Source organism: Thermodesulfovibrio hydrogeniphilus, from assembly GCF_054657355.1.
In genome coordinates, this window is record NZ_BAAHYW010000001.1 from 763,859 (window position 1) to 779,005 (window position 15,147).

Annotated in this window: 8 protein-coding genes and 1 CRISPR repeat array; of the genes, 6 read left to right on the plus strand and 2 right to left on the minus strand. The window is 34.6% G+C overall.

Annotated elements, in window-relative coordinates:
- Window position 1: 1 nt before the first annotated feature.
- From cas3 to ACYQ3P_RS03955, 3 genes are all read left to right on the plus strand, one after another.
- Window positions 2-2,161, plus strand: coding sequence for a CRISPR-associated helicase Cas3' (cas3, locus tag ACYQ3P_RS03945; protein WP_460176645.1), 2,160 nt, complete (start codon window positions 2-4; stop codon window positions 2,159-2,161).
- A gap of 80 nt (window positions 2,162-2,241) precedes the next feature.
- Window positions 2,242-2,364, plus strand: a complete 123-nt coding sequence (locus ACYQ3P_RS03950) for a hypothetical protein (RefSeq protein ID WP_460176646.1) — start codon at window positions 2,242-2,244, stop codon at window positions 2,362-2,364.
- Between the two features lie 21 nt (window positions 2,365-2,385).
- Window positions 2,386-3,534 (plus strand): ATP-binding protein, encoded by a 1,149-nt coding sequence (locus ACYQ3P_RS03955; protein WP_460178044.1) that lies wholly within the window; start codon window positions 2,386-2,388, stop codon window positions 3,532-3,534.
- On the opposite strand, the gene ACYQ3P_RS03960 is transcribed toward ACYQ3P_RS03955, so the two are convergent.
- On the minus strand, window positions 3,531-3,680 hold the full coding sequence (locus ACYQ3P_RS03960; RefSeq protein ID WP_460176647.1) for a hypothetical protein: 150 nt from the start codon (window positions 3,678-3,680) through the stop codon (window positions 3,531-3,533). The two genes, ACYQ3P_RS03955 and ACYQ3P_RS03960, sit on opposite strands and share 4 nt — an antisense overlap.
- 426 nt (window positions 3,681-4,106) lie before the next feature.
- A CRISPR array of direct repeats spans window positions 4,107-11,322; the repeat unit is 29 nt; unit sequence GTTTCATCTGAACCATGTGGGATATAAAT.
- Window positions 11,323-11,815: 493 nt separating this feature from the next.
- Complete coding sequence (locus ACYQ3P_RS03965) at window positions 11,816-12,829, minus strand: IS110 family RNA-guided transposase (RefSeq protein ID WP_460176648.1); 1,014 nt, start codon at window positions 12,827-12,829, stop codon at window positions 11,816-11,818.
- Between the two features lie 465 nt (window positions 12,830-13,294).
- Here ACYQ3P_RS03965 and ACYQ3P_RS03970 point away from each other — a divergent pair, with 465 nt between their 5' ends.
- The 3 genes from ACYQ3P_RS03970 to cas1b are packed head-to-tail and all read left to right on the plus strand — an operon-like array spanning window position 13,295 to window position 15,144.
- The gene (locus ACYQ3P_RS03970; RefSeq protein ID WP_460176649.1) at window positions 13,295-13,642 is read left to right on the plus strand and encodes a hypothetical protein; all 348 of its coding nucleotides are present in this window, start codon (window positions 13,295-13,297) and stop codon (window positions 13,640-13,642) included.
- An 8-nt stretch (window positions 13,643-13,650) separates the two neighbouring features.
- A complete protein-coding gene (gene cas4, locus ACYQ3P_RS03975; protein WP_460176650.1) occupies window positions 13,651-14,166 on the plus strand; it encodes a CRISPR-associated protein Cas4 in 516 nt (171 codons plus the stop codon).
- Window positions 14,167-15,144 carry a type I-B CRISPR-associated endonuclease Cas1b gene (gene cas1b, locus ACYQ3P_RS03980; RefSeq protein WP_460176651.1) on the plus strand — a complete coding sequence of 326 codons (978 nt, stop codon included), beginning with the start codon at window positions 14,167-14,169 and terminating at the stop codon, window positions 15,142-15,144.
- Window positions 15,145-15,147: the final 3 nt, after the last annotated feature.

A 15,147-nucleotide genomic window follows, 5' to 3' on the forward strand; every position in this document is an offset into this window, starting at 1 on the left:
TATGGATGAAATTATTTATGCAAAAAGTGAACCTTTGCAAACTTTACAAGAACATATAGATAATTGTTTAAGTAATTTAAAACTTCTTAAAAAAACGTATGCTGACAAAATAGAAAATGTTTTATCTCCAGAAATTTCACAATTTTTCTGGGATATATTAACTTTGGTAGTAAAATATCATGATTTGGGAAAGATAAGCATTCATTTTCAAAATAAAATTAGAAAGAAAATTGGATATTCACAAATTCCTTTAATAACAAAAATTGAAATTCCACATAATTTTTTATCGTCTGCATTTTTTGATGAAAAAATTTTTAATTATGATCGTGAAATTGTTAGAGCTATTGTACAAGCTATATTTTATCATCATGAAAAAGAATCTGTTCCTAATTTTAAAGAAATTGAAAAAGTAATTAAGGAAGAATTAGAACAAAGAAAACATTTGTTAAATAATATTATTTCAGTGCCTCAAACTTTATGGACAGGATATGTTAGATTTTGTCATCCCGAAATAAGAATCACTTCAAGAGATAAAATTTATCCTTTTTATGTGCTTTTAAAAGGTTTTTTACACAGAATTGATCATTCTTCTTCAGCAGAGGTAGAAATTGAATTAAAAGATGATTCTCTTATTTCAAAAGTTAAAGATTATTTAAAACACAATTTGCGTCTGATTCAACAATATACTTTTTCTAATCAAAATAAAAATCTTGTAATATTAGGCTCTACAGGAATAGGTAAAACTGAAGCAGGACTTCTTTGGGCTGGAAATGAAAAAACTTTCTTGACGTTGCCATTACGTGTAATTGTTAATGCAATTTTTGACAGGATTCAAGAGAAAATAAATTATAAAAATACAGGATTACTTCATTCTACAAGTCTTAATTATCTTTGTTATAAAGAAGATGAAACTCCTTTTGAAATTTATAAAAACTCAAAACAGTTGGCTTATCAAGTGAGCGTTTCAACTATTGATCAATTATTTACTTTTCCATTTAAGTTTGGAGGATATGAGAAAATATTAGCTACATTGACTTATTCAAAAGTAATAATAGATGAAATTCAAAGTTATGAACCAAAAATTGCCGCAGTAATATTAAAAGGTTTGAAACAAATTTATAAAATGGGTGGAAAGTTTTTAATAATGACCGCTACTCTTCCGCAAATTTATGTTGATTTTTTAGAAGAAAGTGGAATAGAATTTGAAATTTCTGAATTTTTAATAGATTTAAAAAGACATAGAATTAAAATATGTCAAGAGCCTATAAATGCAAAAGTAGATTTAATTAAAAAGCTTTCAAAAAATAAAAAAGTATTAGTAATTACTAATACTTTTTCAAAAGCTCGCCAATTGTTTACTGAATTAAAAGAAAAAGGTTGCTTTCCTAAAATGCTTCATTCTTTATTTATTGGTGAGGACAGAAAAAGATTGGAAGAGGAAATTTATTATTTTACAAGAGTGCCAGAAAATAAAGGAATATGGATTACAACCCAGATTGCAGAGGCGTCATTAGATATAGATTTTGATATTCTTTTTACAGAACTTTCCTCTTTGGATAGTCTTTTTCAAAGAATGGGAAGGGTTTATAGAAATAGAGAATACTATGATGAAGAACCGAATGTTTTTATCTTCACTGAAAATTGTTCCGGTATAGGAACTATTTATGATAAAGAAATTTTTATTCTTTCAAAACAAGCAATTGAAGAATTCAATGAAAAATTGATTACAGAAAAGGATAAAGTTAATATAATGAAACAAGTTTATAATAAAGAAAAGCTTAAATCTACAAAATTTTATAAAGAATTTTTGAATGCCCTAGAAATACTTGACGACATAAAAGATTATGAGTTACAGAAAGCTGAAGCTCAAAGAATTCTTAGAGAGATTTATTCTGTGCGTGTGATACCGAAAGAAATTTTTGAAAAATATTGTGATGAAATTATGGAAAAAATCAAAATTATTAGAACAAAATCCAATAAAGTTGAAAAAATTAAAGCAGAAATTTTTATAAATGATAAATCTTTGGATATACCATTTTTTAAAGCTAAAGAGGAAGGAGCGATTTCAGAGTTAAAAGAAAAAGGACTTTATGTAGTTAATTATAAATATTCTTCAGAAGAAGGATTGATTGTTGGTGAGAAGTTAAGCAATTTTGTTTAATTTTTTAAAATCCAACTTTACTTGACAAAAAATTAAAATAATTGTAAACTTAAGTTTACAAAAAAAGAAAAAGTTTAAAAATGGATTTAAATAAGTTGAAAGAGACGCTTTATTTTTATAATCCTTGGTGGGAAAGTGAAAGAGTTCCTTCTGAGTTGGTTGCAGAATATCAAAGACCAATCATAAATGACCTTTTGTCATAATTAAATTTAGACAGAATTATTATTCTTAAAGGACCTCGCAGAACAGGAAAGACGACAATTTTTTATCAGATGATTGATAGACTTATAAAAAGTGGAATTCCTTGCAGAAACATTCTTTTTCTCTCCTTTGATGACATTAGCCTCAGAGTTGACTTAGATGAGATTTTCAAAGTCTATGAGCAGATTAATAAGAGACTGATTAAAGAGGTGCGAACTATTTATGTTTTTATGGATGAGGCACATTTTTTAGAAAACTGGCAATTCATGGCAAAAAAATATTTTGACAGAAAATATCCACTAAAGTTTATTGTCTCTGGCTCATCAGCAAGTCTTATTAAAAAGGGAACAGAATCTCTTGCTGGAAGGACTATAGAGGAAATAATTTTTCCTTTCAGCTTTTACGAATTTTTATGCTTTCATCTGAAAAAATCTAATCTCATTAAAAAAATTGATTATATGCGTGATAATTTCAAAGATTTTAAATTTTTAGATTTAACAGAATTAGTTCCGTATGAAAGCGAGATAAAGATTGTCTTTGAAGAGTATGTTCAAAAAGGTGGATTTCCAAATTTGTTTCATATCAATGAGCCCTTGTTATGGAAAAGACTTGTGAGAGAGGATATTGTAGAAAAGGTAATTTACAGAGATTTGGTTGGACTTTATGATATTAAAAAACTTGAAGTTCTTGAAAGATTGTTTTTGTATCTTATGGATATATCTTCTCAATTTTTAAACATTACAAACATAGCAAATTCTCTCGGTCTAAGCAGAGAATATACAGAAAAATATCTTCTTTATCTTGATTATGCATTTCTCATTAAACGGTTAAAAAAATATTCTAAATCTGTGGAAAAAAGCATTAGAAGTGCGGAGAAATTGCATATTCTGGATGCAGGCTTAATTAATACTTTTTCAAAAAAAGATGTAGGTAGTGTTATTGAAAGCATAATTGCCAGTCATTTATTGAGGATGAAAGATGTGATGGTTTATTACTATCGTGAAAAATATGAAGTTGATTTAGTTTTAGAAAAGGATAAAGCACTATTTCCCATAGAGGTAAAATATCAAAAAGATATATCAAATAAAGATTTAAGGGGGATTGAGGCTTTTAGCAAGAAATTCAAAACAGAAAAGGTAATTGACCTTAAAACCTTCAATATTAGTGACTAAACTTTTAGCAAGAAATTCAAAACAGAAAAGGCAATAGTTGTAACTCCTGATAAGGCTGATGAAGAAAAAATAAATGGACAAACCTTGTTGTTTATACCAGCTTGGGCTTTTATGTTATTGTTAGTATAAAAATTTTTATTTTTCATTTTCTTTTTCTATCACAGGAAAAGTATTGCTAAGTCTTTGTTTTGGTAGGCTTTAAAACAAACTAAAAAAAGCTCTGAATGAACTTGCAATCTTATTAAAGGAGTGATGCAACAAAAATGATAAATTTAGATATTTTGAGATAAAGCATTATATTTTGCAGACGCATTTAATTGCTTGAAAAAATATGAATTAATTGAACTTTAAAAATATAAAAAAGATAGTTTGCATCCCCCTTTTTAAGAGTGACTTTAAAAATACAGATTTTACAATGCATTATAAAAACAAAAATTTTTTGCTTGCACAATCTCAGGTTCACTGCAAAAAATTTAATAAAAAAGATATTGCATTTAATACACAAAATTTGCTAAAGTTATTGAAATAAAACATTTTTTACTAACTATTTCTGTTCTGTGACAAGCTAGGGGGTTTCATCTGAACCATGTGGGATATAAATAGGAGAAAGCTCTCTGCTATCATTGCAGAGAGCCACGTTTCATCTGAACCATGTGGGATATAAATAAAAGACGCTGTGACGGTGACATGTATTGCATCTCAGTTTCATCTGAACCATGTGGGATATAAATCGCACACGCCCTTAGGGGCATGTGCACGGGGCAAGTTGTTTCATCTGAACCATGTGGGATATAAATAAATTGAAACAAGCAAAAGTTTTGCACAAACAGTAAACGTTTCATCTGAACCATGTGGGATATAAATTATAGCGGGTATAGATATTAATCCAGACCTAACAAAGTTTCATCTGAACCATGTGGGATATAAATATAAATCCTTAATCGTTAATTTTTTCATTTCAAACTGGTTTCATCTGAACCATGTGGGATATAAATAAGAAAAAAAAGCGCCAGGTTGGGGATTAATTCCAAGTTTCATCTGAACCATGTGGGATATAAATCGAAATGACTAAGTAAATACTGTATAAAGGTTACCAAGTGGTTTCATCTGAACCATGTGGGATATAAATATATGTAAAAATAATTAATTTAAAAAGAGCCAATGAAATGTTTCATCTGAACCATGTGGGATATAAATTGTAGCCTCTTTCATACACTCCAGTTCTGCAAACCAAGTTTCATCTGAACCATGTGGGATATAAATGTAGTAGTGCGGCTCTCTGCATAGCAGAGAGCCCCCACGGTTTCATCTGAACCATGTGGGATATAAATCCTTTTTTGGTTTTGATTTTGCAACAAGTTGCAAAACAAGTTTCATCTGAACCATGTGGGATATAAATAGGAAAATGATTTGTGGTATATAGAAAGAGAAGAAGTTTCATCTGAACCATGTGGGATATAAATCAAGAAAGAATAAAGTTGATCCCGCATTATATAGGGAGTTTCATCTGAACCATGTGGGATATAAATGTTTCTTACTCTTACTCTTACTCTTATTGGGGTGCGGTTTCATCTGAACCATGTGGGATATAAATTTAGTTCATTCCAATGTTGTATTTTCAGTCTCCGTAGTTTCATCTGAACCATGTGGGATATAAATACCAAATGCTATATAGAGATTGTCTCTTATTTTCTGAGTTTCATCTGAACCATGTGGGATATAAATATCAGAATGTCCAACTATTCAAAAGAACAAAGCAGTGTTTCATCTGAACCATGTGGGATATAAATAGCTTTATACTCTTCGATCCAGTCCTCTTGTTCTGGGTTTCATCTGAACCATGTGGGATATAAATTATCTCTCTTTTTTTTTCTTTTTTTGTCTGCTTTTACGTTTCATCTGAACCATGTGGGATATAAATTTTCAAGGATTGCGTGAATTGACAACCCCAGCAATGCGTTTCATCTGAACCATGTGGGATATAAATTATAACAACCTCCTATATTGATATAAAATTATACAGTAGTTTCATCTGAACCATGTGGGATATAAATTTCTCTGATGTTTTTTAGAAAAGTCCATTCGGTTGAGGGTTTCATCTGAACCATGTGGGATATAAATTTTCTTTCCTGCTGTTTCCCCTTCTTTGATATGTGTTTTTTGGAGTACAACAAGTTTCATCTGAACCATGTGGGATATAAATCTGCAGAGAGCCGCACTACTTCGTAAAAAAGTAGTGCGTTTCATCTGAACCATGTGGGATATAAATGATCACATTTTTTCGAGTACAGACGACTACCCAGCAAGTTTCATCTGAACCATGTGGGATATAAATTTGGTTTTGGCGTATTTTTTGCTTAATTATTATATCGTTTCATCTGAACCATGTGGGATATAAATTAGCTATAAATCTATAAAAAGCATTCTAAAGAGAAAGGTTTCATCTGAACCATGTGGGATATAAATTTCAATGTCTTGAATTCACTCACTGTATGCTTAACAGTTTCATCTGAACCATGTGGGATATAAATCGTGAAAGGGCAACATAGAATTCATTGTAGTTTGTTGTTTCATCTGAACCATGTGGGATATAAATTTCGGCTCGTCTGGTGTGCTTGATTTTTGTAGATATGTTTCATCTGAACCATGTGGGATATAAATTTTGTGAGGTGGTAGGGGGGGTGTGAAAATGTTTGAGTGTTTCATCTGAACCATGTGGGATATAAATGCGCTTCGTGGACTTACTAAGCTGAAAGGGGGTGAGTTTGTTTCATCTGAACCATGTGGGATATAAATGACGTTGTTTTGTGTTTTTCAGGTGGCTTGCCTTTGGTTTCATCTGAACCATGTGGGATATAAATTGTAGGAGGTCTATATAGACAAGCTTGCAAGCAGGAGTTTCATCTGAACCATGTGGGATATAAATTTACGAGGTCAATAAAATTAATTCCATGTAGTCTTGGTTTCATCTGAACCATGTGGGATATAAATAGATGTCGATGATACTCAAAAAAGAACAACAACGAAGTTTCATCTGAACCATGTGGGATATAAATATGATGAAAACTACACAAAAGAAAACCTTATAAGGTGGGTTTCATCTGAACCATGTGGGATATAAATGTAAGTGATGCTGTACCAGATGAATTTGTTGATACTTGTTTCATCTGAACCATGTGGGATATAAATGTTGCTGATGCTGTACCAGATGAATTTGTTGATAATGTTTCATCTGAACCATGTGGGATATAAATTGTAGGAGGTCTATATAGACAAGCTTGCAAGCAGGAAAAGTTTCATCTGAACCATGTGGGATATAAATTGAAAAGAATTGAAACTATCTTTCAGAGAATAGTTCGTTTCATCTGAACCATGTGGGATATAAATCCTGATGCTCAAGTTAAGGTAAGTCAAAATCCTCAAGTTTCATCTGAACCATGTGGGATATAAATCTTTTTCGGTTGTTGTTTCTGCAATTTCGCTTTCTTTGGTTTCATCTGAACCATGTGGGATATAAATTGTCATTTATATGATTTTGTTGTTGATACGTATAGATGTTTCATCTGAACCATGTGGGATATAAATGTCGTCACATCTTTAACATCATATAAAAAAACTTTAGGTTTCATCTGAACCATGTGGGATATAAATTGCCTTTGGCACTCGCGAACTTTCGTTCGCTCGCCCTGTTTCATCTGAACCATGTGGGATATAAATTGTCATTTATATGATTTTGTTGTTGATACGTATAGGTTTCATCTGAACCATGTGGGATATAAATACATTCTTAATATTTTGACAATTAGAAAAAATAGAAAGTTTCATCTGAACCATGTGGGATATAAATCTTTTTAATCAAAACACTGGATGGCTTTTGTGTCTCTTGTTTCATCTGAACCATGTGGGATATAAATTTTAACTCGTCTGGTGTGCTTGACTTTTGTAGATATGTTTCATCTGAACCATGTGGGATATAAATCTTCCAGGAACACCAACTATTATTCTTATCATTTTAAGTTTCATCTGAACCATGTGGGATATAAATACCATGTGTTTGGCTCATGGTTGATGTAGTAATCATGTGTTTCATCTGAACCATGTGGGATATAAATGGTGTAAGGAGGTGTAAGGAGGTGTAAGGACGAGGTGGTTTCATCTGAACCATGTGGGATATAAATGCGGTTCCTGGGTTTGATACAAGTGTTGAGGTTCCTGGTTTCATCTGAACCATGTGGGATATAAATATAAATCTTTAACTGTTAATTTTTTCATTGTTACCTGTTTCATCTGAACCATGTGGGATATAAATTGGATATATACAGACAGTTAGCAACTGATATAATACGTTTCATCTGAACCATGTGGGATATAAATCATTATATAGGGAAGCTATATACAGATACAGAAGCGTTGGTTTCATCTGAACCATGTGGGATATAAATATGTGTTAAACTTCCAACTAACGGCATCTTTACAAGAAGTTTCATCTGAACCATGTGGGATATAAATTTAAAACGTGTTGCTTGCCCCACAAAAGACCCCAACCGTTTCATCTGAACCATGTGGGATATAAATCAAAACTAGAAGGCAATTCAACTGCCCTCCAGTTTTGTTTCATCTGAACCATGTGGGATATAAATCTTGGAAGTTGGAAAGATTTATAAGGTGAAAATAAAAGTGTTTCATCTGAACCATGTGGGATATAAATCGCTTCGTGGACTTACTAAGCTGAAAGGGGGTGAGTTTGGTTTCATCTGAACCATGTGGGATATAAATATGAAAACGAAAAAGACCCAGTCAAAAACCTTTACCGGTTTCATCTGAACCATGTGGGATATAAATCGCGGCTAAGTCCGCAAGGGAACGGGGCAAGTTGAGGTTTCATCTGAACCATGTGGGATATAAATTTCCGTTACTTTTTTAGGGTTAAGTTCTTCTGCGTGTTTCATCTGAACCATGTGGGATATAAATCCTTTGGCTCTGTTATACTTATGTCTGATATGTAGTGTTTCATCTGAACCATGTGGGATATAAATTTTGTGAGATGGTAAGGAGGGGGTGTGAAAATGTTTGTTTCATCTGAACCATGTGGGATATAAATCAGTTCCCTGTTGAGGATCAAGTGCACCTTGAGGATGTTTCATCTGAACCATGTGGGATATAAATAAACCTGATTTGTCTTATTGGTCTGCTGGGTTGTCTGTTTCATCTGAACCATGTGGGATATAAATTTTAGATGTCCTCGTTGTGTTGTTCTGATTTTTTGGTTTCATCTGAACCATGTGGGATATAAATTTCTGTCTTTTGGTTCAAGGTCAGGACAGGGCCCAAAATGTTTCATCTGAACCATGTGGGATATAAATTGGAAAAGCTAATACCGTAACACTTTACAAAATTGACAAAGTTTCATCTGAACCATGTGGGATATAAATGAACGAAAAAGGTTGAGAGATGTTTTGGATAATTGGTTTGTTTCATCTGAACCATGTGGGATATAAATTTGACAGTGATGGAAAAAAATGTTAAAATACGAAATGGTTTCATCTGAACCATGTGGGATATAAATCTCAAGAGGCTGCTAAAAAAATAAAAAAAAAAGTTTCATCTGAACCATGTGGGATATAAATTTGATTTAGCCCCTCTCTTTGCTTATGCAGGGGTTAGTTTCATCTGAACCATGTGGGATATAAATTCCTTTTCCTTTCTTTTTCTTTCTTCTTTTCTTTTTCGTTTCATCTGAACCATGTGGGATATAAATGTTGATGCTGTTGAGGTTCCTTTTCCACCTGATGCTCGTTTCATCTGAACCATGTGGGATATAAATACAAATCACATTTTTTCGAGCACAGACGACTATCCAGTTTCATCTGAACCATGTGGGATATAAATGATGAATTTACTGATGATTGGGTTCAAAGAAATCCGTTTCATCTGAACCATGTGGGATATAAATTCCTTTTCCTTTCTTTTTCTTTCTTCTTTTCTTTTTCGTTTCATCTGAACCATGTGGGATATAAATCTCCTTAAAGTATTACTTGAAGTCTTAGGAGAAAAGTTTCATCTGAACCATGTGGGATATAAATCCATTTTTCTTTTTCTTTACTATCAATTTTCTCATTGTTTCATCTGAACCATGTGGGATATAAATTCTAAAATTACATAAACATCTCCAGCCTGAACAACATGCGTTTCATCTGAACCATGTGGGATATAAATTTTAAAGCCGTTGTTCTAAGCGATTGATTTAAAAGGTTTCATCTGAACCATGTGGGATATAAATCTCTTCAATGTTAAGGAGAGTTCCCGATTCGGTTAGCGTTTCATCTGAACCATGTGGGATATAAATCTCAATTGTCGCAAAAATAAAAGATACAATCACAACAAGTTTCATCTGAACCATGTGGGATATAAATGCGAGGAAGCTTTAAACTGGGCTAAGGCTCAAATCGGTTTCATCTGAACCATGTGGGATATAAATCATTCTTTAATCATCTCTTGAAACTCATCAATTCTCGTTTCATCTGAACCATGTGGGATATAAAGGTTAACATTATCGCATATACATACAAGCCCAGACCCCCATGTTTCATCTGAACCATGTGGGATATAAAGACTGTAACACCACCACAACGCACTACACGATTAAGACGTTTCATCTGAACCATGTGGGATATAAAGTCTTGTGGATCAAGCGAACCTTCTGGATTTTGACTGTTTCATCTGAACCATGTGGGATATAAAGCAATTATAAGCAAAAAAATTACAAAATTTTCCATCAGTTTCATCTGAACCATGTGGGATATAAAGCAAGAAGGGACTGAGGCTGAAGAGAAGCCAATGCCACGTTTCATCTGAACCATGTGGGATATAAAGTGCAGGTGCTGGGGGTGGAACTCCTGCGACTGATGTATGTTTCATCTGAACCATGTGGGATATAAAGTGATGTTTTCTCAAGTACTGACGAAGAAGGAAGATGTTTCATCTGAACCATGTGGGATATAAAGCATGGCAACAAAAAAATCAGTTGACACAAGAGACAGGTTTCATCTGAACCATGTGGGATATAAAGATGCCACAGAAGGACTCACCAAAACAGTAAACAATGCGTTTCATCTGAACCATGTGGGATATAAAGCTATGGAGCATGGAGCTTCAGGACCAGTTTATTAGGCGGTTTCATCTGAACCATGTGGGATATAAAGACTTGTTGCAAATTATGCAAGATATTCTTTAACTCTGTTTCATCTGAACCATGTGGGATATAAAGGTTGAAACACTGGAAAGACTACTGGCAATGAGGGAAGTTTCATCTGAACCATGTGGGATATAAAGTCATGATACCAAACACGGCACAGAAGGCATACCTTGTTTCATCTGAACCATGTGGGATATAAAGAACTAACACGTATTCTGATCCAGGTGTTCCTGATAGTTTCATCTGAACCATGTGGGATATAAAGTTTTGATGTCCTTGACCTCAGATTGAAAGGATGCAGTTTCATCTGAACCATGTGGGATATAAAGACTCAAAAATCTCATCAAGTACATACTTTTTTCCTTGTTTCATCTGAACCATGTGGGATATAAAGATGCCTGATCGAAGTTATTGGTCTGCTGGGCTATCTCAGTTTCATCTGAACCATGTGGGATATAAAGACGGGAACAGGTATCACAAACGAACAGTTACCGCTACCGTTTCATCTGAACCATGTGGGATATAAAGCTCGAACATGATTTCGAACACTTTCACCACCTCACAGTTTCATCTGAACCATGTGGGATACTTAGTGCAATAGAGCGACAGAGCGACAGAAAAAAATAAAGTCATTCTACTATGGCACTGTAGCTCTATTGCACTATATAAAGTTTTTGCAAATTTCAAAAATAGGAACGATAAAAATCCAATCATTGCTATAACCATTTAAAAATTAATTGTTTTTTGCTGTCATTGCGAGCAGCTCTTTATTTTTTCTGTCATTGCGAGCCTGCCGACAGGCAGGCGTGGCAAACTCGGAGATTGCTTCCTCCTCGCTTCGCTCGGCGTCGCAATGACACCCCTTTTCGTCATCACGAGGCTTGCGAAGCAAGCCGAAGTGATCTCTCCGTTGGAAAAAAACGAGATTGCTTCGGGTGCTAAAGCACCCTCGCAATGACGGGGTGGGTGGATTGCTTCGTCGCGGAGTCTGTCGCGAGCCGAAGGCGTGGCGACCATTCGCAATGACAGGGTGGGGCATAAAAGCGAGATTGCTTCGGGCACTTCGTGCCCTCGCAATGTTCCGTGTTAATTTGTCAAGTATTTTTTTCCATTCATTGCAATTTCTTCATTGTATGGTATCCCACTTTTTAAAACTCCATATACCTGCCTTATTAGTTTATGGGCTACCGCTATCAATGCCTGCATCTTGCTTTTGCCCCTTTGTATCATCCTCTCATACAACGCTTTGCATGCTTTATTATATCTCATCGCTGACATCGCTCCCATATACAATATCTTCCTTATATATGCACTCCCCTTCTTCTGTATCCTCCCCTTTTTCTTTACACTCTTGCCAGATTCATATACACTCGGGCTTATCCCTATATAACTGCCTACTGCCTTTACTCTGTCAAAATTTTCAAAACATCCAAGCATTGAAACCGCAATACATGCTGTCCTATGCCCAACCCCAGGTACACTCATCGCTAACTTTATCTGTTTCTCATAACTGGCATCTGCCAATTCTTCCAATTCCTCCTCTATCTTCTGTATTGTTTCCTCTACCTCTTTTATGAGCTTGTCATAGCTTTCCATTACTGTATCTACCATTATCGGTTCATATCTTAAAGCTTCTCGTTGATTCTTTAACCGATTAAGACTTACCTGCATCTTCTCAAGGTGAGTTAATAGTATTTTCATTTTATGTTCAGAGGCAGTCATTGGCTTAAATAATCTTATCTCTTTGCAAATCTCCACACACTCAGCTATCACTGCAGAGTCTACACAGTCAGTCTTCGCTCTATTAAACTGTGCATCTGCAAATCTCTTTACCTGCAGTGGGTTCAGCACTGCAACCTTATACCCATGCTCATATAAGGCATGGGCTAATTTTAGATGGTACACCCCTGTATGTTCCATAACAACCAGTACATCCTCTTTACAGCAGTCAGGTAACTCCTTTTTCAAAGCCTTGTGCAACTGCTCTGCATCATTCTTTAGATTGAAAGAAGCTCTTTTACCCTTACCTCTTTCTTTTACTGTTACTGCTATGGTATCCTTTGCCACATCCACTCCAACTACGAACCTCTCTTTTGTCATCTTTCTTCCACCATTTGATTTTTTTTATTTTCTTCCCTTATCCTATCATCGTGGGAACTCATTCAGGCTGCCTGAGCCTAATGTTCCGTTCAGGCTTAAGGGAAGGGAGAAGGTGGAGGACAACATTGCGAGCGGTCTTTAAGACCTATGACAGAGCGTCCTTGCCCACCTTCTTTCTTCACTTTTATTTTAACTTATCCCTGTTTAATCTCCATATATTTATCATACGATGACGGAGTGGTGGAGACTGCTTCGACCCATCGAGGGGCTCGCAGTGACAATGTGGGTAATTGCTTTGCTTCGCTCGCAACAGGGGGTTCGCAGTGACGAGTGTCTATATCTATTTTGTGATAAACCATACCAAATCAATAAGTGCTTCATTTTTGGTATAATTAGATGTAAAGAAGATGATTAAACTGTTTTAGGTTTATGATTTGTCAAAATTCGGAAAGAGATTTAAAAGGGATGGTATCATCAAGATATATTGAAGAGCTAATAGAAGAGTGGGAATGGGCAGCCACTGTTAATGAGCATAGCTTCCCTGATGTAACTTGCTATCACTTTGCCTCCGCTCTTCTTGTAATCAGGGATGAAATAGAGGAGCTTGGTTTGAGCAATCACCCAAAAGTTATGGAGATAGATAAAAAGCTTATTGAGTGGGTAGTAAAACACGGAAGCGATGCGCCCTATGAGGCTGAGCCAAAGGAGTATCCAATAGAGAAATGGTGGTGGCACTTAGATGAAATTGGAAAGAAAAGATATCCTGCTGAGCTCCTGCCTCCGCATTTAAAAGAGATTTATGAAAAAGATTAATAGTTTCCATGAGCCAGACAACTATTGATTTTGATTTACTTAAGACAAATGGAATAAAAGTTAATTATCTTTATGTATGCGAAAGGAAGCTTTGGCTTTTTGACAGAGGTATTCAGATGGAGAACACATCAGAGAAAGTTCTTCTTGGTCGCCTTCTTGAGGAATATGTTTATCCAAGACAAAACAAAAAAGAGGTTTTAATTGATAATCTCATCTGCATAGATATTTTGGATGACGAAAGAATAAGAGAAGTTAAATATTCAAATAAGCTTGCCCATGCTGACAGAATTCAGATTCTATATTATCTTTATTATCTTAAACAGCTTGGCATAGAGAAGAAGGGAATAATAAATTATCCAAAAATTAAGAAAAAAGAAGAAGTAGTTTTAACTCCTGAGGCTGAAAAGGAAGTTGAAGAGGCTCTCACAAAAGTTCATGAGATTACACAGATGAAATTCCCACCTGCTGTACAGAAAAAGCCATACTGCAGAAAATGTGCTTATTTTGAGCTTTGTTTTGGATAAATGGCTCGGCACTATTACATATTCTCAAATGGCAAAATAAGGCGAAAAGAAAATACTGTTTATATTGAGAATGAAAAAGGGGAAAAGAAGGCTATTCCAATTGAGGATGTAGAAGGAATTCATGTTTTTGGAGAGGTTGAACTAAATACAAAGCTTCTTAATTTCCTATCTCAGCAAAACAAACCAGTTCACTTTTACAACTACTACGGTTTTTACTCAGGAAGCTTTCTTCCAAGAGATAAAAATTTGTCAGGAGAGTTATTGGTAAAACAAGTTGAACATTATCTTGACAGCGAACGAAGATTTTACTTAGCCTACTGCTGCGTGGAAGGTGCAATGCATCATATGATGCGAAATTTAAGGGCATACAAAAATACAGAGCCATTCATTGAGAAAATTGAGAAAGAACTTCTAAGTGCCAAGCTTTCGGGCTCAATTGCAGAGCTTATGAGCTGTGAGGGAAGAGCAAAGAATGCCTATTATCAGGCATTCAATGTGATACTTAAAAATTTCTCTTTTGAAAAAAGGCAAAGGCGTCCGCCAACAAATCCAATAAATGCTTTAATATCATTCGCAAATTCTCTTGTTTATACCACTGTTTTAAATGAACTCTATCATACTCAGCTTAATCCAACAATAAGCTATCTTCACGAGCCAATGGAGAGAAGATTTTCCCTTTGCCTTGACATAGCAGAAATATTTAAGCCTTTGATCGCAGATCCAATAATTTTTAAACTTATAAACACTTCTCAGCTTGACTGTGAAGACTTTGATGAAGATGTAAATTACTGCTATCTTACTGAAAATGCAAGGAAGAAATTCATTAAAGAGTTTGATGAAAAACTCTCAACAACTATAAAGCATCGCAGGCTTCAGAGAAAGGTCTCATACCGAATGCTTATTAGGATTGAATGTTATAAGCTAATTAAACACTTATTGGGTGATGAAATTTACAAACCCTTTAAAGCTTGGTGGTAAGGA